Source organism: Serratia sp. G204Y (assembly GCF_051172435.1).
Classification (GTDB): domain Bacteria; phylum Pseudomonadota; class Gammaproteobacteria; order Enterobacterales; family Enterobacteriaceae; genus Serratia; species Serratia sarumanii.
Genome location: NZ_JBPIZA010000001.1, coordinates 2,211,530 through 2,236,927, shown reverse-complemented (window position 1 = coordinate 2,236,927; position 25,398 = coordinate 2,211,530). Strand labels below are relative to the sequence as shown.

Sequence of the window (25,398 nt, the reverse complement as noted above, 5' to 3'; positions counted from 1 at the left end):
TCTCACTCAGGGAGGCGGTTGAATAAAGTCTACTGAGGTTGTTGAAGTTAATAATCTGTGTTTTATTGAATTTATAATTAACCATAAGGACATAATATGGACGTGCTACTGACGATGCGCGCCTTTCGTCGCGTGGTTGAGCGCAACAGTTTTTATAAGGCGGCGGAGGATCTGGCGATCACGCCGGCGGCATTGAGCAAGCAGATTAAGCAGTTGGAAAACCGGTTGGGGACGCTGTTGCTGGTGCGCACTACCCGCAGCATGAGCCTGACCGAAGCCGGGCAGCTCTATTACCAGGAAGCCTGTCGGTTGCTCGGCGAGTTCGACGCGCTGGAGCAGACGGTTGCCGCCAGCGCGCAGCAGGTCTCCGGCACGCTGCGGGTCAATGCGCCGCTTTCGTTCGGCCTGACGGTGTTGTCGCCACTGCTGCCGCCGTTTATGCAACGTTACCCGCAGCTGCAGATGGAGCTGACGTTGGACGACAGAGTATTGGACGTGGTGGCGGCCGGTTTCGATATTTCCTTGCGCATTCGCCGACGGCTGCCGGATTCTTCCCTCAGCGCCCGGGCGCTGGGTGAAGTGCACCAGCGAATTTGCGCCGCGCCCGGCTATTTGGCGCAGCACGGCGTGCCGCAAACGCCGAATGAATTGCAGCGACACAGCTGTCTGGCCTATTCCCTGGCGGAAAGGCCGGGGCAGTGGCAGTTCACCGCCGGTGAGGAGAGCCTGAGCGTGACGTTCACTCCCAGGTTGATCGCCAACAACAGCCTGATGCTGCGGGATATGCTGGTGGCGGGACTGGGTATCGGTTCGCTGCCGTCGTTCGTGGCGGACCCCGAGATCGCCGCCGGCAGGCTGGTGCGGCTGTTCCCTGAACAGATTGCCGACGTGCATCAGGTTTTCGCGGTTTACCCGACGCGCCGGCATGTGCAGCAGAAAGTGAGTTTATTCACCGAATTTGTGCGAGAACAGGGATTGATGACGGCGAATTGACAACGGTGCACGATTGTCATATTCCTTAGCTATGAAAAAATCCTACCGCCCATTCGCGCAAATTATTATCACCCTTCTCCAAAGGGTGGGATAGCGCGTGTGTCGCCAATAAAAACCCGCCGGCAGGCGGGTTTTTTTATCCCCTTCCGGCAACGACCGGAGAACGTCATGAAAACCTACCCTGCAGTTTTACACCTGATGTGTGGCAAGGCCGGCGCAGGCAAATCGACGCTGGCGCAGCGTTTGGCGCAGCAACCGCAAACGCTGTTGCTGGTCGAAGATGCGTGGCTGGCGACGCTGTATGAGCAGGAGATGACCAGCCTGCAAGACTATGCGCGCTGTTCCGACCGGTTGCGGCGGGCGCTGGGCGGACACCTCGTTCAACTGCTGCGCGGCGGCTGGTCCGTAGCGCTCGATTTCCCGATGAATACGCCAGACAGGCGGCGCTGGGCCAAAGCGTTGGCGGAGGAGGCCGGCGTTGCGCACTGTCTGCATTTTCTCGACGTCAGCCATGCGCAATGCCTGAGCCGGATAACGCTGAGAAACGCGCGCGGCGAGCACCCGTTTACACTGAGCGAAGCGGAGTTTGAGCGCCTGGCGCAGTACTTTGTTCCCCCGGCGGAAGAGGAAGGGATGACAGTCTTGCGTTATGGCGAACAGGATTGAAAACCGGCGCCATGACGGCGCCGGCAATAGGGTTAGGCTTTGGCGTTAAACGCGTTGTAGAAGGCGACTTCCGCGCACGGCAGCGCGGCCTGGAAGGCGATGGCGCGGAAGTAGATTAGAAAGGCTTGGTCGGCAGGTATTTGCCGTCCAGGGTGATCACCGCGCGTTCGCCGCCTTCCGGATCGGCCACCTTCTTGATATCCAGCTTGAAGTTGATGGCGCTGATGATGCCGTCGCCGAACTGCTCGTGTACCAGCGCTTTCAGCGTGGAGCCGTAAACCTGCAGCATTTCATAGAAGCGATAAATGGTCGGATCGGTCGGCACGCCACCGGGAATGCTGCCGCGCAACGGGATGGTTTGCAGCAGCTGTACCGCCTCTTCGTCCAGCCCGAGCTTGGCTGCCACGGTGCGTGCCGCTTGTTCCGGCAGCGCATGCTGCCCCAGCAGCGCGGCGGTGACGAACGCCAGGCTGAGTCCGGTACCCTCAGCCAGCGCGTCGAAAGTCAGGTTATGGCGGATCTTGGCGGCCATGATGGTGTCGGTGAGCGCTGCGCGCGGGGCGGCGTTGTGCAGAGAGTGTGTCATGTTAGCTCCTTTTGTTGACTTAAAAACGGGCGATCGCCGGGGTGGCGGTCACCTCGGGATGGGTGGCGAGCGGCACGAAGCGGCGGGTTTCGCCGTCCAGCGCGTCGATAGCGCCGCTGGCGATGTCATAGACCCAACCGTGCAGCGTCAGGCGTCCCTGATCCAGCGCCAGGGCGACGGAAGGGTGCGTTTTGATGTTGTTGAGCTGGGCGATGACGTTTTCGCGCACCATCGATGCGACCCGCGCCTCGTTGGAAGCGTGCGGATAAGCCTGATTGACCGCCTTCGCGGAATCGGCGTAACGCAGCCAGCCGGCGACCGTGGGCAGGTGATCCAGACACTGGCAGGTGGCGATGGCGGTCATTGCGCCGCAGTCGGAATGGCCGCAGATCACGATATCTTCCACGCCCAGCGCGGCGACGGCGTACTCGACCGAGGCGGTAACCCCGCCGGGTTCGGGGCCGAAAGAAGGCACGATGTTGCCGGCATTGCGGATCACGAACAGATCGCCCGGCTCGCGCTGGGTGACCAGCTCCGGCACCAGCCGGCTGTCGGAACATGAGATAAACAGGGTGCGCGGGTTTTGGCGGCTCGCCAACTGCTGAAACAGCGCCGTGCGTTCAACAAAGGCTTCGCGCTGGAACTTCAGGAAGCCTTCAATCACCTCTTTCATCCGTTTCTCCATTGGGTGTCGTTATGCGATGGCGGCATGATGAACGCTTCTGGCTATAGGGTCTAAGACCCATTTATAATGCCAGCTATAGGTTTTACTAATAGCTTGGGCGTTATGCTGCTGCGACACATCCGTTATTTTCTGGCCGTTGCCGAACAGGGCAATTTCACCCGCGCCGCCGAAGCGCTGCACGTGTCGCAACCGACGCTGTCGCAACAGATCAAGCAGCTGGAAGACACATTGGGAGCGCCGCTGTTCGATCGCAGCGGCAGAGCCGTGCGCCTGACCGACGCCGGTGAGGCGTGGATGCGCTATGCGCGCTTGGCGCTGCAGGATCTGGATGCCGGCGCGCGGGCGATCCATGACGTGGCGACGCTGGCGCGCGGCCATTTGCGGCTGGCGATGACCCCCACGTTCACCGCCTATCTGGTGGGGCCGGCGGTCGATGCCTTCTACCGCCGCTATCCGGGGATTACGCTGAGCATTGAAGAGATGGCGCAAGAGCGAATGGAGGCGCTGCTGGCGCAGGATAGGCTGGATCTGGGCATTGCCTTCGAGATGGCGCAGTCGGCGGAGGTGGAAGCTGCGCCGTTGTTCAATGAGTCGCTGGAGCTGATGGTCGGCGCCGATCATCCCTTGGCGTCTCATCGCCGGCCGCTGACGCTGGCGGAGTGGCAACATCTGCCGCTGGCCTTGCTGAGCGGCGACTTCGCCACGCGCCAGTTTATCGATCGCTACTGCACGCAGCTGGGTTTCCGGCCGCAGGTGGCGGTGGAGGCCAATGCGCTGGGCGCCATCGTCGAGATCGTGCGGCGCGGGCAGCTCGCCACGCTGCTGCCGGCCGCCATTGTGCGCGAGAACCGGCAGTTGAAAAAAGTGGCTTTGGCCAACGCCATGCCGGTGCGGCAGGCGGTATGGCTGCAGCGCAAAGGCGCTTACCGCAGCGCCGCCGCGCAGGCGTTTATCGCCCTCTTGCAGGAACAGGGCATTACGCCGGCGCCGGGCAGCCGATAGCCGCACGGCCCGGCAGCAGGCGCTATTCTTTATGACGTTCGCGGAACAGCAGAGTGGCGATCAGGCTGACGGTCAACATGCCGGTGACGTACCACGCCGGCGCCATCGGATTGCCGCTGACGTCCAGCAGCCAGGTGACGACCAACTGCGCCGATCCGCCGAACAGCGTCACGCCAAAGGCGTAGATCATCGAGGTGCCGGTGGCGCGCACGTGGCGCGGCAGCGCCGAGACGATCAGCATAGTGCTGGCCAGCATGTTGATGCCCAGCGCGCCGATCAGCAGGATGCGGAAAACGATCGCCAGCCACAGGGTTTGCGTGGCGCTGAGGAACCAGAAGGTCGGGTAAATCAGGATCAGTGCTGCAAAGATTGAGAACAGCAGCGGCCTTTTGTAGTTCTGCACCCGATCGACGTAACGGCCTGCGCAATAGACGGCGATGATCTGTACCACAGAGGCAATACAGCTGAACAGGTAGGCGGTCGGGCCGGCGATGTGATAGGTCTGCATCATGTAGGTCGGCATATACAGCAGCACCACGTAGACCATCACGGTGCCGGACATGATGATCAATACGCCCAGCAACAGATCTTTGGCATGATTGCTCACCAGATCCCATACCGGATTCAGCGGCGGCCGCGCGTGAGCCGGCGCCTCTCCAGTGTAGGTCTCTTCCAGATGTTTGCGAATATAGATGCCGACGGGAATGATCAACAAACCGATGATGAACGGCACGCGCCAGCCCCAGGCATACAGTGCCTGCTCCGGCAGAAAATAGGTGAGCGCCAGGCCTAAAGAGGCGCCAAGCAGGGCGCTGATGCCCTGGCTTATCGCCTGCCAGCTGACGAAGAAGCCGCGTTGGTTGGCCCCTGCCGACTCCAGCAGCAGCGTGGTGGCCGAGCCCACTTCACCGCCGGCGGCAAACCCCTGAATCAGGCGGCCAACCACGATCAGCACCGGCGCCAGAACGCCGATTTGCGCATGGGTGGGCGCGAAGGCGATCAGCGCGGTGCCGACGCCCATCAGCACGATGGTCATCAGCATGGCGGCCTTGCGGCCGACCCGATCGGCATAGGCACCCAGCACCATGCTGCCCAGCGGGCGCATGATAAAGCCGACGCCGAACACCGCCACCGACATCAACAAGGAGCCGTAGGCGCTGTCGCTGGGAAAATAGAGTTTGCCGATAATGGCGGCAAAGAAGCTGTAGACGGTGAAGTCGAAAATCTCCAGGCCGTTGCCCAGGCTGGCGCCGACAATGACTTTGTAATTTACCGCGCCCTTCCCCGCCGTTTGGCTTTTGGGCAATGCGTTTTCAGCAGTGTTCATCGTTGTCTCTCGCGATAGGTGGACGGTGTGTTGTTATTATTTTCTGGCCGGGGTGGTGTTATCCGGGGCGGCGATAACCGAGCCCCGAAACGCCAACAAAACGGCAACGTCACGTTTACATATACTTGTATGTACAATCATATGCAATATGAGAGTAGTTAGCGGGATAACGGTGGTTTGATTTTCACATCTTTCTGTATTTAATTGTTTTTATTTGATTTTCTCTTCAGCTGGAACGAATGTGCCATGTCGATTTAGTGAGCTGTAACGCATTAATCCTCTAAAAAACCTTGGTAATTAAGAAGGCGGTCACAAAATGTCGCGTATAGCAGAATGTGTGGCGATAGTCGGAAAAAACTAGAATTAAATAGAGACGTGTTGGCTGTATTAATGATTTTCATAAGGTGAACAGATACGATTTATTCGTGCCTGGGGCGGTTCTGGGGAGAATAAATGTCATTTTTAAGTTTAATTAATATATTTGGCGAATTGGTTTCAAATATTGTACGGCTTGCTGCGTGAAATCTCGCCGTGAATTTTATCGGTATTATTCAACCCAGCTATGACTCATCCGTCGTCACCGCTCAAAATGTCACCAAAACTTCCCGCGATCTCTTAACCCCGTTGTGGCATAATGCGCGCCAAATCACATTCCCTATGTATAAAGAGCGAGCGCTGTGTTAAGCACCAACAACATCACCATGCAGTTCGGCAGCAAGCCGTTGTTTGAAAACATCTCTGTTAAATTCGGCGGCGGCAACCGTTATGGCCTGATCGGCGCCAACGGCTGCGGCAAGTCCACCTTTATGAAAATCCTCGGCGGCGATTTGGCGCCGACCGGCGGCAACGTGTTCCTCGATCCGAACGAGCGCCTGGGTAAACTGCGTCAGGATCAGTTCGCCTTCGAACAATACAGCGTGCTGGACACCGTGATCATGGGCCACACCGAGCTGTGGGCGGTGAAGGAAGAGCGCGACCGCATCTACGCCATGGCGGAGATGAGCGAAGAAGACGGCTATAAAGTGGCCGATCTGGAAGTCGCCTACGGCGAGATGGACGGTTACACCGCCGAAGCGCGCGCCGGTGAACTGCTGCTTGGCGTCGGCATTCCGGTGGAACAGCACTATGGCCCGATGAGCGAAATCGCGCCGGGCTGGAAGCTGCGCGTGTTGCTGGCGCAGGCGCTGTTCTCCGATCCGGAAATCCTGCTGCTCGACGAACCGACGAACAACCTGGACATCGATACCATTCGCTGGCTGGAGCAGGTGCTGAACGAACGCAACAGCACCATGATCATCATCTCGCACGACCGTCACTTCCTGAACATGGTCTGCACCCACATGGCGGATCTGGATTACGGCGAACTGCGCGTTTATCCGGGCAACTACGACGAATACATGACCGCCGCCACCCAGGCGCGTGAACGTCTGCTGGCCGACAACGCCAAGAAGAAGGCGCAGATCAACGAGCTGCAATCGTTCGTCAGCCGTTTCAGCGCCAACGCCTCCAAATCCAAGCAGGCCACCTCGCGCGCCCGCCAGATCGACAAGATCCAGCTGGAAGAAGTGAAGGCCTCCAGCCGCCAGAACCCGTTCATCCGTTTCGATCAGGACAAGAAGCTGTTCCGTAACGCGCTGGAAGTGGAAGCGCTCACCAAGGGCTTCGACAACGGCCCGCTGTTCAGCAAGCTGAACCTGATGGTGGAAGTGGGTGAGAAGGTTGCGGTGCTGGGCGCCAACGGCATCGGTAAAACCACCCTGCTGAAAACGCTGGTAGGCGACGCGCAGCCGGACACCGGCACCGTGAAGTGGTCGGAAAACGCCCGTATCGGTTACTACGCGCAGGATCACGAATACGAGTTCGACGATACCCTGACCGTGTTCGACTGGATGAGCCAGTGGAAGCAGGAAAAAGACGACGAGCAGGCGGTGCGCAGCGTGCTGGGCCGTTTACTGTTCAGCCAGGACGACATCAAGAAGAAAGTGAAGGTGCTGTCCGGCGGTGAGAAGGGCCGCATGTTGTTCGGCAAGCTGATGATGCAGCGCCCGAATATTCTGGTGATGGACGAACCGACCAACCACCTGGATATGGAATCCATCGAATCGCTGAACATGGCGCTGGAGATGTACGAAGGCACGCTGATCTTCGTCTCCCACGACCGTGAGTTCGTCAGTTCGCTGGCGACGCGCATTCTGGAAATCACCCCGAACAAGGTGATCGACTTTACCGGCAACTACGAAGACTATCTGCGCAGCCAGGGCATCGTGTAACCCTCGCGGCAACGCATCAGGGCGGGAATTATCCCGCCCTTTTTTTATCCGTCATTCCCCGCCGCACACCTCGCAGTGCGGATCCTTCGGCAGTTTCATCTCGCGGAACTGCATGCTCATCGCATCGAACATCAACAGCTTGCCGCGCAGCGGCTGACCATAGTCGGCCAGCAGCTTGATGGCCTCCATCGCCTGCAGGGTGCCGATAGTGCCGACCAGCGGCGCCATCACGCCCGCTTCGACGCAGGTGAGGGCGCTGTCGCCGAACAGCCGGCTCAGGCAGCGGTAGCAGGGCTCGCCCGGCTGATAGGTGAACACGCTGAGCTGGCCTTCCATGCGGATCGCCGCGCCGGAAACCAGCGGCCTCTGCTGCGCGTGGCACAGGCGGTTCAGGGCATCGCGCGCCGCCACGTTGTCGGTGCAGTCCAGCACCAGATCGCAGGCGGCGATCTCTGCCGCGACCGCGTCATCTTCCAAACGGCCGTCGATCGCGTCGATGCGGATATGCGGGTTGATGGCGCTCAGTTCCCGCTTGGCTGAAGCGACCTTGCTCTGGCCGATGCGATCGTCGCGGTGCAGGATCTGGCGCTGCAGGTTGGAGAGCGAGACGGTGTCGAAATCCACCAGCACCAGATGGCCGACGCCGGCCGCTGCCAGATATGGCGCGGCGGCGCAGCCCAGCCCGCCCAGCCCGGCGATCAGCACGCGGGCGGCCTTCAGCTTCTCCTGGCCGTCGAAGTCAAAGCCGCGCAGCACGATCTGGCGGTTGTAGCGCAGCGCTTCGGCGTCGGTCAATTCCGGCAGCATGTTCAGCTCCTCAGCAGGGCATTGAATGGCTCGATCTCCACCGTTTCGCCTACCGCCACCGAACCGCGTTCGCGCTCCAGCACGATGAAACAGTTGCCCTGGCTGTAGGAGCTGAAGACGTGCGAGCCCTGGTGGCCGGTGGTGCTGACCTCCAGTTCGCCTGCGGCGTTGCTGCTGAACACGCCGCGCTGGAAATCGAGGCGGCCCGGCGATTTCTTCAGCGGCGTCAATGCGCGCGCCCGCAGGCGCGGCGGCAGGCGCCAGTCGCTGTGGCCGGCCAGCTTCGCCAGCAGCGGCTGCACCAGCTGGTAGAAGGTCAGGGCGGCGGAAACCGGGTTGCCCGGCAGGCCGCAGAACCAGGCGTGGCCCAGCTTGCCGAAGGCGAAGGGTTTGCCGGGTTTGATCGCCAGCTTCCAGAAGCTGACCTGGCCCAGCTCGTCGAGCATCTGTTTGGTGTAGTCGGCCTCACCGACCGAGACGCCGCCGCTGCTGATGACCACGTCGGCCTGGCTGTCCGCCCGTTCGAAAGCGGCGCGCAGTGCATCGCGATCGTCGCGGATAATGCCGAGATCGAGCACCTCGCAGCCCAGCTGTTCCAGCATCAGGCGCACCGCGAAACGGTTAGTGTCGTAGATTTGGCCCGCCTGCAGCGGCTGGCCGACCGGCTGCAGTTCGTCGCCGGTGGAGAACACCGCCACCTTCAGCTTACGCATCACCTGCACCTCGGCGACGCCAAGCGAAGCCAGCAGCGGCAGCTGCGCGGCGCCCAGCTTCACGCCCGCCGGCAACACGCTCGCGCCGCGGCGAATGTCTTCACCCGCCAGACGGATATTCTGTCCGGCTTCAACCGGCGCGGTAAAACGCACGCCCTGGTCGCTCACCTCGGCCTGCTCCTGCATCACTATCGCGTCCGCCCCGGCCGGGATCGGCGCGCCGGTCATGATGCGCACGCAGCTGTTGGCCGGCCATTGGCCGTCGAACGGCGCGCCGGCGAAGGCCTTACCGGCGACCGGCAGCGGCGCATTGGCCGCCAGATCGGCGAGGCGCACAGCATAGCCGTCCATCGCCGAGTTGGCGAACGGCGGCACGTCGAGCGGTGAGACCACCGGCGCGGCGGTGATGCGGCCGGTGGCGGCGGTCAGGGCGATGGATTCGGTCTGCTGCAGCGGGGCGATCTGCCCGAGCATTTTTTCCAGCGCTTGCTCCAGGGAAATGAGATCGGAAGTATGGCAATGATCCATAAAGGGAACTCCGTAATCAGGGTGCGCTAAAATAGCGACAAAGTGCGGGTATTATGGCAGAGAACGCCGGGGGGGAGAACGGGTTATGCCCGCCATCTTTCGCACTGCGGTGCTGGGGCGATCGGGTATAAACTGCGTAAAACAGAGGAGAATCATGATGCATAAACAGGTTATCGACTTCTGGTTCGACGAGATCGAACCGATCATGTGGTTCAAAAAGGACGACGATTTCGATCGTCTGCTGCACAGTCGTTTCGGCGAAATCTGGCGCGCGGCGGCGGCGGGGGAATTGGCGCACTGGCGCGACACCATCGAGGGGCGCCTGGCGGAGGTGATCGTGCTCGATCAGTTCAGCCGCAACCTGTTCCGCGGCACGCCGCAGTCGTTCGCCTGCGACGGCATGGCGCTGATCCTGGCGCAGGAGGCGATCCGCAGCGGCGAGTGCGAACGGCTGAGCCGCGAGCAGCGCGGTTTCCTTTATCTGCCGTTCATGCATTCGGAATCGCCGCTAATCCACCAGCAGGCGCTGGTGCTGTACACCGAGCTCAATAACGGCGACCAGCTGGAGTTCGAGCTTCGGCACAAGGCGATCATCGATCGTTTCGGCCGCTACCCGCATCGCAATGCGATATTGGGGCGCACCAGCACGCCGGAAGAAGAGGCTTTTTTACAGCAGCCCGGATCGGGTTTTTAATCTCGGATCATCTGCGCCCGGCCGGGGAAAAAACAGCAGGCCGGGCGCCGCAATAAGCGTTATTCAGCGCGAACGTTTATTTCCTTACGCCATGCCGCTATTTCCGCACGCGGAATTACCAATAATCTCGGCCGTACGATCGGCGGTTTACGGCTTTTTATAACCTGCTGTTTTTATTCCAATAAGCTATTTCAAGGTGCGAAACGGTCTAAGCGGACTACGCTAAAAGCGGGACGTGGACGTTATGCTGTACTTCCACTGTAGGACTAAATAGAGTCGAAAAAGACTGAATAATAATGATACCGCGCTCAGCTTATTCGCTGCGCAACGGCGGGATTAACACAGGGTGTCAGGCAAATGAGCAAACCAGTGATTGCCATTCATGGCGGCGCGGGCGCAATTACCCGGGCGGCGCTGAGTGCGGAAAAAGAACGGCAGTATATCCAGGCGCTGTCCGAGATCGTGACCGCCGGGCAGGCGATACTGGCCCAGGGCGGCAGCGCGCTGGACGCGGTGACCGAAGCGGTGCGGCTGCTCGAAGAGTGCCCGCTGTTCAACGCCGGCAAAGGCTCGGTGTTTACCCATCAGGGCACCCACGAGCTTGATGCCTGCGTGATGGACGGCCGCACCTGCGATGCCGGCGCCGTCGCCGGCGTCAGCCGCATCCGCAACCCGGTGCTGGCGGCGCGCGCGGTGCTGGAAAATAGCGAACACGTGCTGTTTGCCGCCGAAGGCGCCGAGAAGTTTGCCGCCGCCCACGGCCTGGAAATGGTCGCTCCCGATTTCTTCTTTACCCAGGAACGTTTCGATCAGCTGCACCGCGCCCAGGCGGAGCAGGGCCGGGTATTGCTCGATCACGACGGCGCGGCGCAGGCCGGCGATCCGCTCGATCCCGATCGCAAATTCGGCACCGTCGGCGCGGTGGCGCTGGATGCGCTGGGCAACCTCGCCGCCGCCACTTCGACCGGCGGCATGACCAACAAGCAGGCCGGGCGGGTAGGCGACACGCCGATTATCGGCGCCGGCTGCTATGCCAACAACGCCACCGTGGCGGTTTCCAGCACCGGCACCGGCGAAATCTTCATGCGCGGCGTGGCGGCCTATGACGTCTCCGCCCTGATCGAATACGGCGATCTGAGCCTGCAGGCGGCCAGCGATCGGGTGGTGATGGAGAAGCTGCCGGCCCTCGGTGGCAGCGGCGGCATGATCGCCGTCGATCGCCACGGCAATATCGCGCTGCCGTTCAACTGCGAGGGGATGTATCGCGGTTTTGGCTATGTCGGCGATGCGCCGTCCGTCGGGATTTACCGCTAAGCGTTCACCGGGAGGGTGCATGACCGACGTTTTACTTCGACCCGCCGCCAGCGGCGGGCCGTCATTGCCGCCGCAGCGGGTGCTGACGGTGCGCGATCTGAGCATCAGCTTTCCTCAACCGGACGGCGCCGTGGCAGCGGTGCGCAACCTGTCGTTCGATCTCGATCGCGGCGAGACGCTGGCGATCGTCGGTGAGTCCGGCTCCGGCAAATCGGTCACTTCGCTGGGGCTGATGCGGCTGGTGGAGCAGGGCGGCGGGCGCATCGTCGGCGGCGTCATGACGCTGCGCCGGCGCGACGGCGCGCTGCTCGATCTGGCGCAGGCCTCGCAGAGCACGCTGCGCACGGTGCGCGGCGCCGACATGGCGATGATCTTCCAGGAGCCGATGACCTCGCTCAACCCGGTATTTCCGGTCGGCGAGCAGATCGCCGAATCGCTGCGCCTGCATCAGGGCATGGATCGCCGCAGCGCGCGCCAGGAGGCGCTGCGCATGCTCGATCTGGTGCGTATTCCGGAGGCCAAAGAGGTGCTGGGGCGTTACCCGCACCAGCTTTCCGGCGGCATGCGCCAGCGGGTGATGATCGCCATGGCGCTCTCCTGCAAGCCGGCGCTGCTGATCGCCGATGAACCCACCACCGCCCTCGACGTCACCATTCAGGCGCAGATCCTGCAGCTGATCCGCGTGCTGCAACGGGAGATGCAGATGGGGGTGATCTTCATTACTCACGACATGGGCGTGGTGGCAGAGATCGCCGATCGGGTGCTGGTGATGCGCCGCGGCGAGCAGGTGGAACAGAATCGGGTGCGCGAGCTGTTTGCCGCGCCGCAGCAGGCCTATACCCGGGCGCTGTTGGCGGCGGTGCCGAAGCTGGGGGCGATGGCCGATCGGCCGCTGCCGGCGAAGTTTCCGTTGCCGGGCGGCGAGGGGGATACGGCGCCGCAGGATACCGTGCCGCCCGGCGCCGCGCCGATCCTGCAGGTGGAGCATCTGGTTACGCGCTTTGATCTGCGCGGCGGGTTGTTCAATCGGGTTACTCGCCGGGTGCACGCGGTGGAAAACGTCAGTTTCGATCTTTACCCCGGCGAGACACTGGGGCTGGTGGGCGAGTCCGGCTGCGGCAAGTCCACCACCGGGCGCTCTTTGCTGAAGCTGGTGGACAGCCAGAGCGGCACCATCACCTTCGCCGGGCGGCGGATAGATCAGTTGAAGGGGCCGGCCCTGCAGCACCTGCGGCGCGATATTCAGTTCATTTTTCAGGATCCATACGCTTCGCTTGATCCGCGTCTGACGGTCGGTTTTTCCATCATGGAGCCGCTGCTGGTGCACAACGTGATGCGCGGCCGCGAGGCGGAGCAACGGGTGGCCTGGCTGCTGGAGCGCGTCGGCCTGCTGCCGGAGCATGCGCGCCGCTACCCGCACGAATTTTCCGGCGGCCAGCGCCAGCGCATCTGCATCGCGCGCGCGCTGGCGCTGAACCCGAAAGTGGTGATCGCCGACGAGGCGGTGTCGGCGCTGGACGTGTCGATTCAGGCGCAGATCGTCAATCTGCTGCTCGACCTGCAGCGCGAGTTCGGCGTCGCTTTTCTGTTTATTTCACACGACATGGCGGTGGTGGAGCGCATCAGCCACCGGGTGGCGGTGATGTACCTCGGGCAGATCGTCGAGATCGGCCCACGGCAGGCGGTGTTCGACAACCCGCAGCACCCTTACACCCGCAAACTGATGGCGGCGGTGCCGGTGGCCGATCCCGCCCACGCCCACAAACGGCAGCCGCTGCCGGCCGATGAGATCCCGAGCCCGGTGCGCGCGCTGGGCGATGAACCCGTTACCGCACCGCTGGTGCAGGTTGGCGCCGGGCACTTTGTCGCCCGCCACCCGATCGCCGGTGCTTTTTAAAGACCTCAGGAGAGACAAGCGACATGAAGCACACATTCAAACGCAATGCGCTGTTGGCCGCCGTACTGCTGGCGGCGGGAACCGGCCCGGTCTGGGCGGCGAAGGACGCGGTGATCGCCGTGGCCTCCAACTTCACCACCCTCGATCCTTACGACGCCAACGATACGCTGTCGCAGGCGGTGGCCAAGTCTTTCTATCAGGGGCTGTTCGGCTTCGACAAGGACATGAAGCTGGTGAACGTGCTGGCGGACAGCTATGAGGTCAGCAAAGACGGCCTGACCTACACCGTCAAACTGCACCAGGGGATTAAATTCCACGACGGTACCGCGTTCAACGCCGAGGCGGTGAAGGTAAACCTCGATCGCGCCAGCAACCCGGACAGCCACCTCAAGCGCTACAACCTGTTCAAGATGATCGACAAAACCGAAGCGGTGGACGCCAATACGGTGAAGATCGTGCTGAAAGCGCCGTTCTCGGCGTTCGTCAACAACCTGGCGCACCCGGCGGCGGCGATCATCTCGCCGGCGGCGCTGAAGCAATACGGCAAGGAGATCGGTTTCCACCCGGTCGGCACCGGGCCGTATCAGTTCGTCACCTGGAACCAGACCGATTTCGTCAAGGTGAAGAAGTTCGACGGCTACTGGCAGCCGGGGCTGCCGAAGCTCGACAGCATCACCTGGCGCCCGGTGGTGGATAACAACACCCGCGCGGCGATGCTGCAAACCGGCGAGGCGACCTTCGCCTTCCCGATCCCTTACGAGCAGGCCAAGGTGCTGGAGGGCAATGCCAAGCTGGACGTGGTGGCCGCGCCGTCGATCCTGCAGCGTTACATCAGCATGAACGTCACTCAGAAGCCGTTCGACAACCCGAAGGTACGCCAGGCGCTGAACTATGCCATCAACAAGGACGCGCTGATCAAAGTGGCGTTCGCCGGGTACGCGGTGCCGGCGGAAGGGCCGGTGCCGCCGGCCATTGACTTCGCTGCCCGCTATAAGCCGTGGCCGTACGATCCGGCCAAGGCGCGCGAGCTGCTGAAAGAGGCCGGCTACCCGAACGGCTTCACCACCACGCTGTGGTCTTCCCACAACCACAGCACCGCGCAGAAGGTGCTGCAGTTCACCCAGCAGCAGCTGGCGCAGGTGGGGGTAAAAGTGACGGTGACGGCGATGGATGCCGGGCAGCGTGCGGCGCAGGTGGAGAGCGTCGGGGTGAAGGACACCGGCGTGCGTCTGTTCTACACCGGCTGGTCGGCCTCGACCGGGGAAGCGGACTGGGCGCTGTCGCCGCTGTTCTCCACCCAGGCGGCGCCGCCGAAGCAGTTCAACACCGCGTTCTACAGCAACCCGCAGGTGGATAAGGATCTGACCGACGCGCTGGCGACCACCGATCGCGCCGAGAAGCAGAAGCTGTATCAGGACGCGCAGGATCGCATTTGGGCCGATGCGCCCTGGATCTTCCTGGCGACCGAACGTCTGTTGTCGGCCAACAGCAAACAGCTGAGCGGTTTCTACGTGATGCCGGATACCTCGTTCAACTTTGATAACGCCGATCTGAAATAAGGCGCCCATCCCCGCCTGCGGCCAAGCGTCGGCGGGCGGGGGAAGGAATGAGATGCTCAATTATTTTCTGAAACGACTGCTGGGCCTGATCCCGACGCTGCTGATCGTGGCGGTGCTGGTGTTCCTGTTCGTCCACCTGCTGCCGGGCGATCCGGCGCGGCTGGCGGCGGGGCCGGAGGCCGACGAGGCGGTGGTGCAGCTGGTGCGCAAGGATTTGGGGCTGGATCAGCCGCTGCCGCAGCAGTTCGCACACTTCTTCGTCAACGCGCTGCGGGGCGACTTCGGCATCTCGATGGTGTCCAAGCGCCCGGTGAGCGAAGAGATCGCCTCGCGCTTTATGCCGACCTTTTGGCTGACCGTCACCAGCATGCTGTGGGCGGTGGCGTTCGGCCTGGCGATCGGCGTGGTGTCGGCGGTGTGGCGCAACCGCTGGCCGGATCGCCTCGGCATGACGCTGGCGGTGTCGGGGATCTCGTTCCCGGCCTTTGCGCTCGGTATGCTGCTGATGCAGGTGTTCTCGGTCGAACTGGGGTGGCTGCCGACGGTGGGCGCCGACAGCTGGCGACACTACATTCTGCCTTCGGTCACCCTGGGGGCGGCGGTGGCGGCGGTGATGGCGCGTTTCACCCGCGCTTCGTTCGTCGAGGTGCTGCAGGAAGACTACATGCGCACCGCGCGCGCCAAGGGCGTGCGGGAAAGCGTGGTGGTGATGAAACACGGCCTGCGCAACGCGATGATCCCGGTGGTGACCATGATGGGGCTGCAGTTCGGCTTCCTGCTCGGCGGTTCGATCGTGGTGGAGAAGGTGTTCAACTGGCCGGGATTGGGGCGGTTGCTGGTGGACTCGGTGGAGATGCGCGATTACCCGGTGATCCAGGCCGAGGTGCTGCTGTTCTCGCTGGAATTCATCCTGATCAACCTGCTGGTGGATATGCTGTACGCGGCGATCAACCCGGCGATTCGTTATCAATGAGGACGCGGCATGATTAAGCATTGGCGGCGCAACGCCGCACTGAAGGCGATGCCGCTTATCGACCCCAATGCGGTACGCACGCCGTGGGGCGAGTTTTGGCGGCGTTTTCGCCGCCAGCGGGCGGCGCTGGTCGCCGGTCTGTTGGTGCTGCTGCTGATTGCGGCGGCGCTGCTGGCGCCTTATCTGGCACCGTTCGATGCGGAAAACTATTTCGATTACGATCGGCTGAACGAGGGGCCTTCGCTGATGCACTGGCTGGGCGTGGATTCTCTCGGGCGCGATATCTTCAGCCGCATCCTGATGGGCACGCGCATTTCGCTGGCGGCCGGGGTGTTCTCGGTGCTGGCGGGCGGGGCGATCGGCACCCTGCTGGGGCTGCTGGCCGGCTACTATGAGGGCTGGTGGGATCGCCTCACCATGCGCGTCTGCGACGTGCTGTTCGCGTTTCCCGGTATTCTGCTGGCGATCGGCGTGGTGGCGATCATGGGCAGCGGCATGGCCAACGTGATCGTCGCGGTGGCGATCTTCAGCATTCCGGCCTTCGCCCGCCTGGTGCGCGGCAATACGCTGGTGCTGAAGCGCCTGACCTATATCGAGTCGGCGCGCAGCATCGGCGCTTCGGACTGGACCATCATCCTGCGGCACATTCTGCCGGGCACCCTGTCTTCGATCGTGGTCTATTTCACCCTGCGCATCGGCACCTCGATCATCACCGCCGCCAGCCTGTCGTTTCTGGGGCTGGGCGCCCAGCCGCCGACGCCGGAGTGGGGGGCGATGCTCAACGAAGCGCGCGCCGATATGGTGATCGCGCCGCACGTGGCGATCTTCCCCAGCCTGGCGATATTCATTACCGTGCTGGCGTTCAACCTGTTGGGCGACGGACTGCGCGACGCGCTCGATCCTAAGCTGAAGGGGTGATGCTTTAACGTATGGCGCATATTTGAACGGGCTCAAATGACGTCTCAATGCTACTATCGTTCAATAAACCGTGTTGTTTGCACGAAAATGAGTGAGAGAGGTGCCGATGCCAGTAAAACAACGAACGACGCAAAGTGTGACCATGACGCTGGAACGCAGTTTGTTGAGCCGTGCGCGTGAGGCGGGGATTAATCTCAGCGCGACGCTAACTGCTGCTTTAGATGCTGAGTTACGTCAGCATGAGAGGATAAAATGGCAGGAAGAAAACCGAGAGGCGCTTGAAGCGCTTAACCGATTTAATGATGAGCATGGTTGCTTTAGCGACGAATACAGGACGTTTTAGCGATGCAATTTACGGTGTATGCGAATAGGGGGAACAGCGCGGTTTATCCCCTGCTGCTTGATGTGACGAGCGATATCATTGGGCAATTAAATCGTCGAGTTGTGATCCCTTTGTTGCCCGTTGAAAAATACCCGGGGAGTACGCGACCGGAACGCTTGATCCCGTTGATCAGATTGATTGATGACAACGAGTACGCCGTGATGACATATGAAATGGCCAGCATCCCGGTTCGGGCTTTGGGGGCCGAGTTTTGTGATGTTTCCCAGTATCGGACCAGGATAAAAGCCGCCATCGACTTTCTTCTTGACGGTATTTGAAGAAATCCGGGCGCTTTAATAACCGCCCGGATTTTTTATCAGCGGAACAGGTGCTCGGCGTGGAAGCGCAGGTGATCTTCCACGAAGGTGGCGATGGTGAAGTAGCTGTGATCGTACCCCGGCTGAATGCGCAGCGTCAGCGGCCAGTCGCGCTGGCGCGCCAGCTCGGCTAACCGCGCCGGCTGCAGCTGATCGGCCAGGAACTGGTCGTCGTCGCCCTGGTCGATAAGGACCGGCATTTTTTCCGCGCCGCTGGCCAGCAGATGGCAGCTGTCGTACTGCAGCCACTGGCTTTCGTCGCTGCCCAGATAGGCGGTGAACGCCTTGCGGCCCCACGGCACCTGGCACGGGTTAACGATCGGCGCGAACGCCGATACCGAGCGGAAGCGCTGCGGATTGCGAAACGCCATTATCAGCGCGCCGTGGCCGCCCATCGAGTGGCCGAAGATCGACTGACGATCGCTGACGCTGAAGTGCTGTTCGATCAGCGCCGGCAGTTCGGCGCTGATGTAGTCGTACATGCGGAAGTGGCGATCCCACGGCGCCTGGGTGGCGTTCAGGTAGAACCCGGCGCCCTGGCCCAGATCGTAGCCTTCGTCGTTCGGCACTTCGTCGCCACGCGGGCTGGTGTCCGGCATCACCAGCACCAGGCCCAGCTCGGCGGCGATGCGCTGCGCGCCGGCTTTCAACGTGAAGTTCTCGTCGTTGCAGGTCAGCCCCGACAGCCAGTACAGCACCGGCGGCGGGTTGTCATCGCGCGGCGGCGGCAGGTAGATGCTGAATGTCATGTTGCAATTCAGGCTCTGCGCCGCGTGGCGATAGCGCTGCTGCCAGCCGCCGAACATGCGGTGCTCTTCGAGAAGTTCCAATGACAACGTCATCTCTGCCTCCTGGCTTATTGGTCGAAGTGGATGACGGAACGGATCGATTTGCCTTCGTGCATCAAATCGAACGCTTCGTTGATCTGCTCCAGCCCCATGGTATGGGTGATAAAGTCGTTCAGCGCGAATTCACCGTCCAGATAGCGTTCGACGATGCCCGGCAGCTGCGAACGGCCCTTGACGCCGCCGAACGCCGAACCGCGCCAGACGCGGCCGGTGACCAGTTGGAACGGACGGGTCGAGATCTCTTCGCCCGCGCCTGCGACGCCGATGATCACCGATTCACCCCAGCCCTTGTGGCAGCACTCCAGCGCGGAACGCATCACGTTGACGTTGCCGATGCACTCGAAGGAGAAATCGACGCCGCCGTCGGTCAGCTCGACGATCACGTCCTGAATCGGCTTGTCATAGTCTTTCGGGTTGATCAGATCGGTAGCGCCCAGCTTGCGTGCCAGATCGAACTTGCTGGTGTTGATGTCGATGCCGATGATGCGGCCCGCGCCGGCCATCTGCGCGCCGATGATCGCCGACAGGCCGATGCCGCCCAGGCCGAAGATCGCCACGGTGTCGCCCGGTTGCACTTTGGCGGTGTTCATCACCGCGCCCATGCCGGTGGTCACGCCGCAGCCCAGCAGGCACACTTCTTCCAGCGGCGCTTCCTTGTTGATTTTCGCCAGTGAGATTTCCGGCACCACGGTGTACTCGGAGAAGGTGGAGGTGCCCATGTAGTGGAAGATCGGCTTGCCATCCTTGAAGAAGCGGGTGGTGCCGTCCGGCATCAGCCCTTTGCCCTGGGTGGCGCGGATCGCCTGGCACAGGTTGGTCTTGCCGGATTTACAGAATTTGCACTCGCCGCACTCCGGGGTGTAGAGCGGGATCACGTGATCGCCGACTGCCACGCTGGTGACGCCTTCACCGACCGCTTCCACCACGCCGCCGCCCTCGTGGCCGAGGATCGCCGGGAACACGCCTTCCGGATCTTTGCCGGACAGGGTGTAGGCGTCGGTGTGACAAACGCCGGTGGCGACGATCCGCACCAGCACTTCGCCTTTTTGCGGTGGCATCAGCTCGACTTCTTCGATCTTCAGCGGCTGGTTCGGGCCCCAGGCAACGGCGGCGCGGGTTTTGATCATCTCCATCATAGTCTCCTCAGTGGTTTTCTTTTTAAATCAGGCGATATCGACAACGTCTGATAAATCGTTGGGGGTGCTTTCATCAACAGCGGCGGTTTCCGTCTGTTCAATAATCAACTCTTTCAGCGCGCGCACGTTCGGGCCGAACGCGTCGCGGCGCCACAGCAGCCAGGTGGCGGTGTCGGCCACGTCCGGCGGCAGGGGGTGAACCCGGACCCGCTCATGACCCGGCAGCAGGCTCAGCACCGAATGCGGGATCATCGCCAGCCCGGCGCCGCTGGCGACGCAGGCCAGCATGGCGTGATAGGACTGGATCTCCATAATTTGCCCCGGCCGTGCGCCTTCGCGCTTGAACCAGGCCTCCAGCCGCAGGCGGTAGGAGCAGCTGGCGCGAAAGGCGAACAGCGTCTCGCCATTGGCGTCTTTGGCGCTGTGGATCGGCGCGTGATCGAGACAGGAGATCACCACCATATGTTCAGGATAGGCGATGCAGCCGTTCAGCTCGTCATAGGGTACCGGGCCGTCGACCAGCGCCGCGGCCAGCGTGCCGGCGCGCACCCGATCGGCGATTTCGCCGGAGGTGCCGGTGGTCAGCGACAGCGAAACCTGCGAGAAGCGCTGGTGGTAAGCCGCCAGCAGCGAGGGCAGGCGGGTAGCGGCGGTGCTCTCCATCGAGCCGAGGGCGAAGTTGCCCGCCGGTTCGCCGGCGTGGGTGATGCTCATCGCCTCGTCGCTCAGCGCCAGGATGCGGTTGGCGTAGCACAGAAAGTTATGGCCCATCGGCGACAGGCGCAGGCGCTGTTTTTCGCGGATAAACAGATCGGCGCCCAGCTCCTGTTCGAGCTGGCGCAGTCGGGTGGTCAGATTCGACGGCACGCGGTGCAACTGCTCGGCGGCGCGGGCGACCGAGCCGGTTTCCGCTACGCAGCAGAACATGCGAAGCTGGGTCAGATCCATAATATTCTCGTTTCGTGATGAACTTGATTAGTATTATTCAGTTTTTGTGAGTTTAATACTGCGGCATGATACTGGCAACTTTCTTTTAACCTTTTGGATGCCGATATGGCTTTACGTATTGCCTTGAGCGGTTTTGCCGCGCTGATCGTTGCGATGGGCATTGGCCGCTTCGCTTTCACCCCCCAGGTGCCGCTGATGATCGCGGAACACCAGTTCACACTGACCGGCGCCGGGCTGGTGGCGGCGATCAACTATTTGGGCTACCTGTGCGGCGCCTACGACGCGATGCGCGCCACGCGCCACGTCGAGCGGCGCCTGTGGCTTGGCGTGTGGGGCGCGGTGGCGCTGACGCTGCTGTCGGCGCTGGCGCAGGATGAATGGACGCACGGCGCGCTGCGCTTCGTCATCGGCTGGGCCAGCGGCTGGGCGATGGTGCTGGTGGCGGCCTGGACCAATGAGCGGTTGGCGCACTACGGCCGGCCGGCGCTGAGCGCGGCGGTGTTCGCCGGGCCGGGCGCCGGTATCTTCCTCAGCGGCATGCTGGCGGTGGGCATCAACACGCTGGGGCTGACGGCGGCGCAGGCCTGGCTGGTGTATGGCGTGCCGGCGCTGGCGTTGGTGGGGGCGATTAGCGCCTTTCTGCCGCGCAGCGGCGAGCTGCATCGCCCGGACGTGGCCCCGGAACCGCTGCTGCTGACGCCGGCGCTCAAACGCCTGGTGTGGAGCTACAGCCTGGCCGGGTTCGGCTACATCCTGCCGGCGACGTTCTTGTCGCAGATGGCGGCGGCGCGTTTTCCCGGCAGCCTGTTCGCGCAGTTCGTCTGGCCGGTGTTCGGCGGCGCGGCGGTGCTGGGGATCGTTATCGGCATTTTGACCCGCCATCGGCTGACCACCCAGAGCCGGCTGGCGATCACGCTGTGGATACAGGCGCTGGGCGTGCTGAGCGCCGAAGTGGTGCCGGGCGTGGCCGGCCTGGCGCTCGGGGCGTTGCTGACCGGCGGCGGCTTCCTCTGCGTGGTGCAGCTCGCCCTTCAGCACGGCCGTGAACTGGCGTCGCGCCATGCGCGCTACATGGCCGGGTTGCTGACCACCGGTTATGCGATCGGCCAACTGGTCGGGCCGATGCTGTCGGCGCTGTCGACCGCCTTGACCCATCGACTGGAGCCGGCGCTGTACGTGGCGGTGGCGGCGCTGTTGGTGGCCGGTGCGCTGGTGGTGAATACCCCGGCGCGGCGGTTGGCGCAAAAAACGGCGATGCGGTGATTGAAATCCATACAAAAAGCGTGGAATCCCGCAGCCGGCCTGATTGTGCTAAATGCGAATATTTCACCTGCGGATGAAGCACAATCACTGGATAATCGCCGCGCTCTCATCTACAGTGGGGGCAAAATCTTGACCGGGTTCACGTTATCCACCACGAAAACTCTGCCGTCACGAGAGCAAGCAATTCGCTGGCCGCACGCCCTACCAGGCCGCCGGCGGGTTCCGTCCGCAGGAGAACAAATACATGACATCATTAAGTAAAGAAGCCGCGCTGGTGCATGCGGCGCTGGAAGAGCGTGGTCTGGAGACGCCGCTGCGCGGGGAAGTGCTGGATCGCGAAACGCGCAAGCGCCGCATCAAAGAGCACATGACCGAAATCATGCAGCTGCTGAACCTCGATCTGTCCGATGACAGCCTGGCGGAGACGCCACATCGCATCGCCAAAATGTATGTCGACGAGATCTTCTCCGGGCTGGACTACGCCAACTTCCCGAAAATCACCGTTATCGAGAACAAGATGAAGGTGGATGAGATGGTGACGGTGCGCGATATCACGCTGACCAGCACCTGCGAACACCACTTCGTGACCATCGACGGCAAGGCCACCGTGGCCTATATCCCGAAAGACTCGGTGATCGGCCTGTCGAAGATCAACCGCATCGTGCAGTTCTTCTCCCAGCGTCCGCAGGTGCAAGAGCGCCTGACCCAGCAGATCCTGGTGGCGCTGCAGACCCTGCTCGGCACCAATAACGTGGCGGTATCGATCGATGCGGTCCATTATTGTGTCAAGGCGCGCGGCATCCGCGACGCGACCAGCGCCACCACCACCACTTCGTTGGGGGGGCTGTTCAAGTCCAGCCAGAATACCCGCCAGGAGTTCCTGCGCGCGGTGCGTCATCACCAGGGGTGATGGCGTTGCGGGGCGACCCGCACGACGACAACAGGCGCCTGAGGGCGCCTTTTTCATGAGCGGAAGACAGCGATAAAAAATGAACAGTCATCCTCTGCCGCGCATCGCCACGCTGGACTGCGTGCGCGGCATCGCCATCCTCGGCATTTTATTGCTGAACATCAGCGCCTTCGGCTTGCCGAAGGCCGCCTACCTCAACCCGGCCTATTTGGGCATGCCGTCATCGCGCGACGCCTGGACCTGGGCGCTGCTCGATCTGTTCGCCCAGGCCAAGTTCCTGGCGATGTTCGCGCTGCTGTTCGGCGCCGGGCTGCAAATGCTGCTGCGGCGCGGCAAAAGCTGGATCCGCGCGCGGCTGTCGTGGCTGCTGCTGTTCGGCCTTGCGCACGCCATCTTCCTGTGGGACGGCGACATTCTGCTGGCCTACGGGCTGATCGGCCTGGTGTGCTGGCGCATGATCCGCGAAGCCAAAGAAACCTTCCAGCTGCTGAAAACCGGCGTGGTGCTGTATTTGATCGGCGTGGCGGTGCTGCTTTTGCTCGGCTTCATCTCGCACGGTGAGCCGGGCAGCTTCTGGCAGCCGGGCGCGGCGGAGCTGCAGTACGAGAAGTTCTGGAAGCTGCAGGGCGGTTTCGAAGCCTGGCGCAGCCGCGCCGATCTGCTCTCGTCCAGCCTGCTGGCCATCGGCGCGCAGTATGGCTGGGAGCTGGCGGGGCTGATGCTGTTCGGCGCCGGGCTGATGCGCAGCGGCTGGCTGCGCGGCAGTTATTCCTCCGGTTATTATTTGCGGCAGGCGGCGTGGCTGCTGCCGCTTTCGGTGCTGATCCAGCTGCCGGCGGTGGCGCTGCAATGGCAGGTGCATTGGGACTATCGCTGGAGCGGTTTCCTGCTGCAGGTGCCGCGCGAACTGGGCGCGCCGCTGCAGGCGATGGGCTATCTGGCGCTGTGTTACGGTTTCTGGCCCACGCTGTCGCGCATGCGCATCGCCCACTGGCTGACCCTGGTGGGACGTATGGCGCTGAGCAACTACCTGCTGCAAACGCTGATCTGCACCACGCTGTTTTATCGCTTCGGCCTCTATGAGCAGTTCGACCGGCTGCAGCTGTTGGCATTTGTGCCGCTGGTCTGGCTGGCCAACCTGGCGTTTTCCGCACTGTGGCTGCGTTACTTCGAGCAGGGGCCGATGGAGTGGCTGTGGCGCAGGCTGACGCAGCTGGCCGCCGGCGAAGCGGAACCCAGGGCGTTGAAGTGAGCGCCTGCCAGCAGGTTAAAAAAATGTATGTAAACGTTTTCTTTCCTGTGACGCAATTCACGCAGAGCAGCGGGCCAATCGGGGTAGGATAGCGCCACCGGCCACTACCCCGATTTCAGGATCCCGCATGCCTCCAGTTCATCCGATCACCATCCGCGACGTGGCGAAACGCGCCGGAGTCTCCGTGGCGACCGTCTCCCGCGTGCTGAATCACAGCGCGCTGACCAGCAAGGAGACACGCGAGCAGGTGCTGCAGGCGGTGGCGGAGCTGGGCTATCGCCCCAACGCCAACGCGCAGGCGCTGGCGACCCAAAGCAGCGATACCCTGGGCGTGGTGGTGATGGACGTCTCCGATCCGTTCTTCGGCGCGCTGGTGAAAGCGGTAGACACGGTGGCGCAGAAACACCACAAATACCTGCTGATCGGCAACAGCTATCATCAGGCGGACAAAGAGCGCCACGCGATCGAAGTGCTGATTCGCCAGCGCTGTAACGCCCTGATTGTTCACGCTAAAGCCCTGAGCGACGCCGAGCTGATCGGCTTTCTGGAGCAGGTGCCGGGCATGGTGCTGATCAACCGGATTATTCCCGGCTATGAGCCGCGCTGCGTCGGGCTGGATAACGTCTGCGGCGCGGAAATGGCGATGCGTCTTTTGCTGTCGCAGGGCCATCGGCGCATCGGCTATCTGGGCTCCAATCACCCGATCGAAGACGGGCCGCTGCGCCAGCAGGGCTATGCGCAGGCGATGGCCGCCGCCGGGCTGGCCACGCCCGACAACTGGCGCGCCTACGGTTCGCCGGATCTGCAGGGCGGCGAGGCGGCGATGGTGGAGCTGCTGGGGCGCAACTTACAGCTGAGCGCGGTGTTCGCCTACAATGACGCCATGGCCGCCGGCGCCATGGCGGTGCTGAAAGAAAACGGTATCACGGTGCCGCAGCATTTCTCGCTGATCGGCTTCGACGACATCCCCATCGCGCGTTACACCAGCCCCAAGCTTACCACGGTGCGCTACCCGATCGTCTCGATGGCCACGCTGGCCACCGAGCTGGCGTTGCAGGGCGCGGCAGGCCTGACGGAGCCGCAGGCCGCTCATCTGTTCATGCCGACGCTGGTGCGGCGCCATTCTGTCGCCCCCTGGCAAAGTGAGGCGACGGTCACTCTCTGACGATTTAATCTTGTGTAACCGTTTTCAATCTGTGAGAAAATTCACAGAATATTAACATCACGCCGTCTATGCTCTAGGCGTTTTCCGGCGCAAAGGCCCTTGCCGCTGCAACCTTTATCTCGCGCTGACACAGCATTTCTCGGAAATAACAAAATCCACGGACGGCAGGTGTTGAGTGGAAATCGCCTGGCCTGGGGTGTGCGCACTGCCGGTGACCATTGGCTCAAAGACGAGTAATACCCTAC

The 25,398-nt window shown here is 62.2% G+C and carries 24 protein-coding genes; 16 read left to right on the top strand and 8 right to left on the bottom strand.

The window, feature by feature from the left end; translation table 11 throughout:
- The first annotated feature begins 96 nt into the window (after positions 1-96).
- Together ACSBQQ_RS10850 and ACSBQQ_RS10845 are read left to right on the top strand one after the other, a co-directional pair.
- The gene (locus ACSBQQ_RS10850) at positions 97-993 is read left to right on the top strand and encodes a LysR family transcriptional regulator (protein WP_033646815.1); all 897 of its coding nucleotides are present in this window, start codon (positions 97-99) and stop codon (positions 991-993) included.
- A 168-nt stretch (positions 994-1,161) separates the two neighbouring features.
- Positions 1,162-1,659, top strand: a complete 498-nt coding sequence (locus ACSBQQ_RS10845) for an AAA family ATPase (RefSeq protein ID WP_033653370.1) — start codon at positions 1,162-1,164, stop codon at positions 1,657-1,659.
- A 115-nt stretch (positions 1,660-1,774) separates the two neighbouring features.
- Here the strand turns inward: ACSBQQ_RS10845 and cynS are convergent, their stop codons facing one another.
- Together cynS and ACSBQQ_RS10835 are read right to left on the bottom strand one after the other, a co-directional pair.
- The gene (gene cynS / locus ACSBQQ_RS10840; protein ID WP_033637703.1) at positions 1,775-2,245 is read right to left on the bottom strand and encodes a cyanase; all 471 of its coding nucleotides are present in this window, start codon (positions 2,243-2,245) and stop codon (positions 1,775-1,777) included.
- A 19-nt stretch (positions 2,246-2,264) separates the two neighbouring features.
- Positions 2,265-2,918 carry a carbonic anhydrase gene (locus tag ACSBQQ_RS10835; protein ID WP_039566854.1) on the bottom strand — a complete coding sequence of 218 codons (654 nt, stop codon included), beginning with the start codon at positions 2,916-2,918 and terminating at the stop codon, positions 2,265-2,267.
- Between the two features lie 114 nt (positions 2,919-3,032).
- Between ACSBQQ_RS10835 and cynR the strand changes: the two genes are divergently transcribed.
- Positions 3,033-3,932 carry a transcriptional regulator CynR gene (gene cynR, locus ACSBQQ_RS10830; RefSeq protein WP_060387466.1) on the top strand — a complete coding sequence of 300 codons (900 nt, stop codon included), beginning with the start codon at positions 3,033-3,035 and terminating at the stop codon, positions 3,930-3,932.
- 22 nt (positions 3,933-3,954) lie between these two features.
- Here cynR and ACSBQQ_RS10825 read toward each other — a convergent pair whose 3' ends face one another.
- Entirely contained in the window at positions 3,955-5,259 is a 1,305-nt protein-coding gene (locus tag ACSBQQ_RS10825) for an MFS transporter (RefSeq protein WP_053088908.1), read from the bottom strand.
- A gap of 677 nt (positions 5,260-5,936) precedes the next feature.
- Between ACSBQQ_RS10825 and ACSBQQ_RS10820 the strand changes: the two genes are divergently transcribed.
- A complete protein-coding gene (locus ACSBQQ_RS10820; protein ID WP_049233478.1) occupies positions 5,937-7,529 on the top strand; it encodes an ABC-F family ATPase in 1,593 nt (530 codons plus the stop codon).
- A 51-nt stretch (positions 7,530-7,580) separates the two neighbouring features.
- Here ACSBQQ_RS10820 and moeB read toward each other — a convergent pair whose 3' ends face one another.
- Together moeB and moeA are read right to left on the bottom strand one after the other, a co-directional pair.
- Positions 7,581-8,336, bottom strand: a complete 756-nt coding sequence (gene moeB, locus ACSBQQ_RS10815) for a molybdopterin-synthase adenylyltransferase MoeB (RefSeq protein WP_043147021.1) — start codon at positions 8,334-8,336, stop codon at positions 7,581-7,583.
- Between the two features lie 2 nt (positions 8,337-8,338).
- Complete coding sequence (gene moeA, locus ACSBQQ_RS10810; protein ID WP_060428317.1) at positions 8,339-9,577, bottom strand: molybdopterin molybdotransferase MoeA; 1,239 nt, start codon at positions 9,575-9,577, stop codon at positions 8,339-8,341.
- 157 nt (positions 9,578-9,734) lie between these two features.
- Between moeA and ACSBQQ_RS10805 the strand changes: the two genes are divergently transcribed.
- The 8 genes from ACSBQQ_RS10805 to ACSBQQ_RS10770 all read left to right on the top strand — a co-directional run bounded on the left by ACSBQQ_RS10805 (position 9,735) and on the right by ACSBQQ_RS10770 (position 17,592).
- The gene (locus tag ACSBQQ_RS10805; RefSeq protein WP_033646798.1) at positions 9,735-10,271 is read left to right on the top strand and encodes a DUF924 family protein; all 537 of its coding nucleotides are present in this window, start codon (positions 9,735-9,737) and stop codon (positions 10,269-10,271) included.
- Between the two features lie 357 nt (positions 10,272-10,628).
- Positions 10,629-11,585: an isoaspartyl peptidase/L-asparaginase family protein gene (locus ACSBQQ_RS10800; protein WP_033646796.1), complete on the top strand. Its 957-nt coding sequence runs from the start codon at positions 10,629-10,631 to the stop codon at positions 11,583-11,585.
- Between the two features lie 19 nt (positions 11,586-11,604).
- Entirely contained in the window at positions 11,605-13,482 is a 1,878-nt protein-coding gene (locus tag ACSBQQ_RS10795) for a dipeptide ABC transporter ATP-binding protein (RefSeq protein WP_033646794.1), read from the top strand.
- Between the two features lie 23 nt (positions 13,483-13,505).
- The gene (gene gsiB / locus ACSBQQ_RS10790; protein WP_033646792.1) at positions 13,506-15,041 is read left to right on the top strand and encodes a glutathione ABC transporter substrate-binding protein GsiB; all 1,536 of its coding nucleotides are present in this window, start codon (positions 13,506-13,508) and stop codon (positions 15,039-15,041) included.
- Positions 15,042-15,093: 52 nt separating this feature from the next.
- Positions 15,094-16,014 carry a glutathione ABC transporter permease GsiC gene (gsiC, locus tag ACSBQQ_RS10785; protein ID WP_033646790.1) on the top strand — a complete coding sequence of 307 codons (921 nt, stop codon included), beginning with the start codon at positions 15,094-15,096 and terminating at the stop codon, positions 16,012-16,014.
- A gap of 9 nt (positions 16,015-16,023) precedes the next feature.
- Positions 16,024-16,932, top strand: a complete 909-nt coding sequence (gene gsiD, locus ACSBQQ_RS10780) for a glutathione ABC transporter permease GsiD (protein WP_170929825.1) — start codon at positions 16,024-16,026, stop codon at positions 16,930-16,932.
- A gap of 106 nt (positions 16,933-17,038) precedes the next feature.
- The gene (locus tag ACSBQQ_RS10775; RefSeq protein ID WP_029988820.1) at positions 17,039-17,275 is read left to right on the top strand and encodes a type II toxin-antitoxin system CcdA family antitoxin; all 237 of its coding nucleotides are present in this window, start codon (positions 17,039-17,041) and stop codon (positions 17,273-17,275) included.
- A gap of 2 nt (positions 17,276-17,277) precedes the next feature.
- Positions 17,278-17,592, top strand: coding sequence for a CcdB family protein (locus ACSBQQ_RS10770; protein ID WP_019454426.1), 315 nt, complete (start codon positions 17,278-17,280; stop codon positions 17,590-17,592).
- A gap of 38 nt (positions 17,593-17,630) precedes the next feature.
- On the opposite strand, the gene fghA is transcribed toward ACSBQQ_RS10770, so the two are convergent.
- From fghA to ptrR, 3 genes are read right to left on the bottom strand one after another with little or no spacing between them, the layout of a single operon-like run.
- Positions 17,631-18,473 (bottom strand): S-formylglutathione hydrolase, encoded by an 843-nt coding sequence (fghA, locus tag ACSBQQ_RS10765; protein WP_033654970.1) that lies wholly within the window; start codon positions 18,471-18,473, stop codon positions 17,631-17,633.
- A gap of 14 nt (positions 18,474-18,487) precedes the next feature.
- Entirely contained in the window at positions 18,488-19,612 is a 1,125-nt protein-coding gene (locus ACSBQQ_RS10760) for an S-(hydroxymethyl)glutathione dehydrogenase/class III alcohol dehydrogenase (protein ID WP_033637718.1), read from the bottom strand.
- A 30-nt stretch (positions 19,613-19,642) separates the two neighbouring features.
- Positions 19,643-20,563: a putrescine utilization regulator PtrR gene (ptrR, locus tag ACSBQQ_RS10755; protein ID WP_033654969.1), complete on the bottom strand. Its 921-nt coding sequence runs from the start codon at positions 20,561-20,563 to the stop codon at positions 19,643-19,645.
- A 105-nt stretch (positions 20,564-20,668) separates the two neighbouring features.
- Here ptrR and ACSBQQ_RS10750 point away from each other — a divergent pair, with 105 nt between their 5' ends.
- From ACSBQQ_RS10750 to galS, 4 genes are all read left to right on the top strand, one after another.
- Positions 20,669-21,826 (top strand): YbfB/YjiJ family MFS transporter, encoded by a 1,158-nt coding sequence (locus tag ACSBQQ_RS10750; RefSeq protein WP_060387473.1) that lies wholly within the window; start codon positions 20,669-20,671, stop codon positions 21,824-21,826.
- Positions 21,827-22,070: 244 nt separating this feature from the next.
- Positions 22,071-22,736, top strand: coding sequence for a GTP cyclohydrolase I FolE (gene folE, locus ACSBQQ_RS10745; RefSeq protein ID WP_004938969.1), 666 nt, complete (start codon positions 22,071-22,073; stop codon positions 22,734-22,736).
- A gap of 79 nt (positions 22,737-22,815) precedes the next feature.
- Positions 22,816-23,988, top strand: coding sequence for a DUF418 domain-containing protein YeiB (gene yeiB, locus ACSBQQ_RS10740; RefSeq protein ID WP_060387474.1), 1,173 nt, complete (start codon positions 22,816-22,818; stop codon positions 23,986-23,988).
- A 127-nt stretch (positions 23,989-24,115) separates the two neighbouring features.
- Entirely contained in the window at positions 24,116-25,153 is a 1,038-nt protein-coding gene (galS, locus tag ACSBQQ_RS10735; RefSeq protein WP_033646782.1) for an HTH-type transcriptional regulator GalS, read from the top strand.
- The last annotated feature ends 245 nt before the right edge of the window (positions 25,154-25,398 follow it).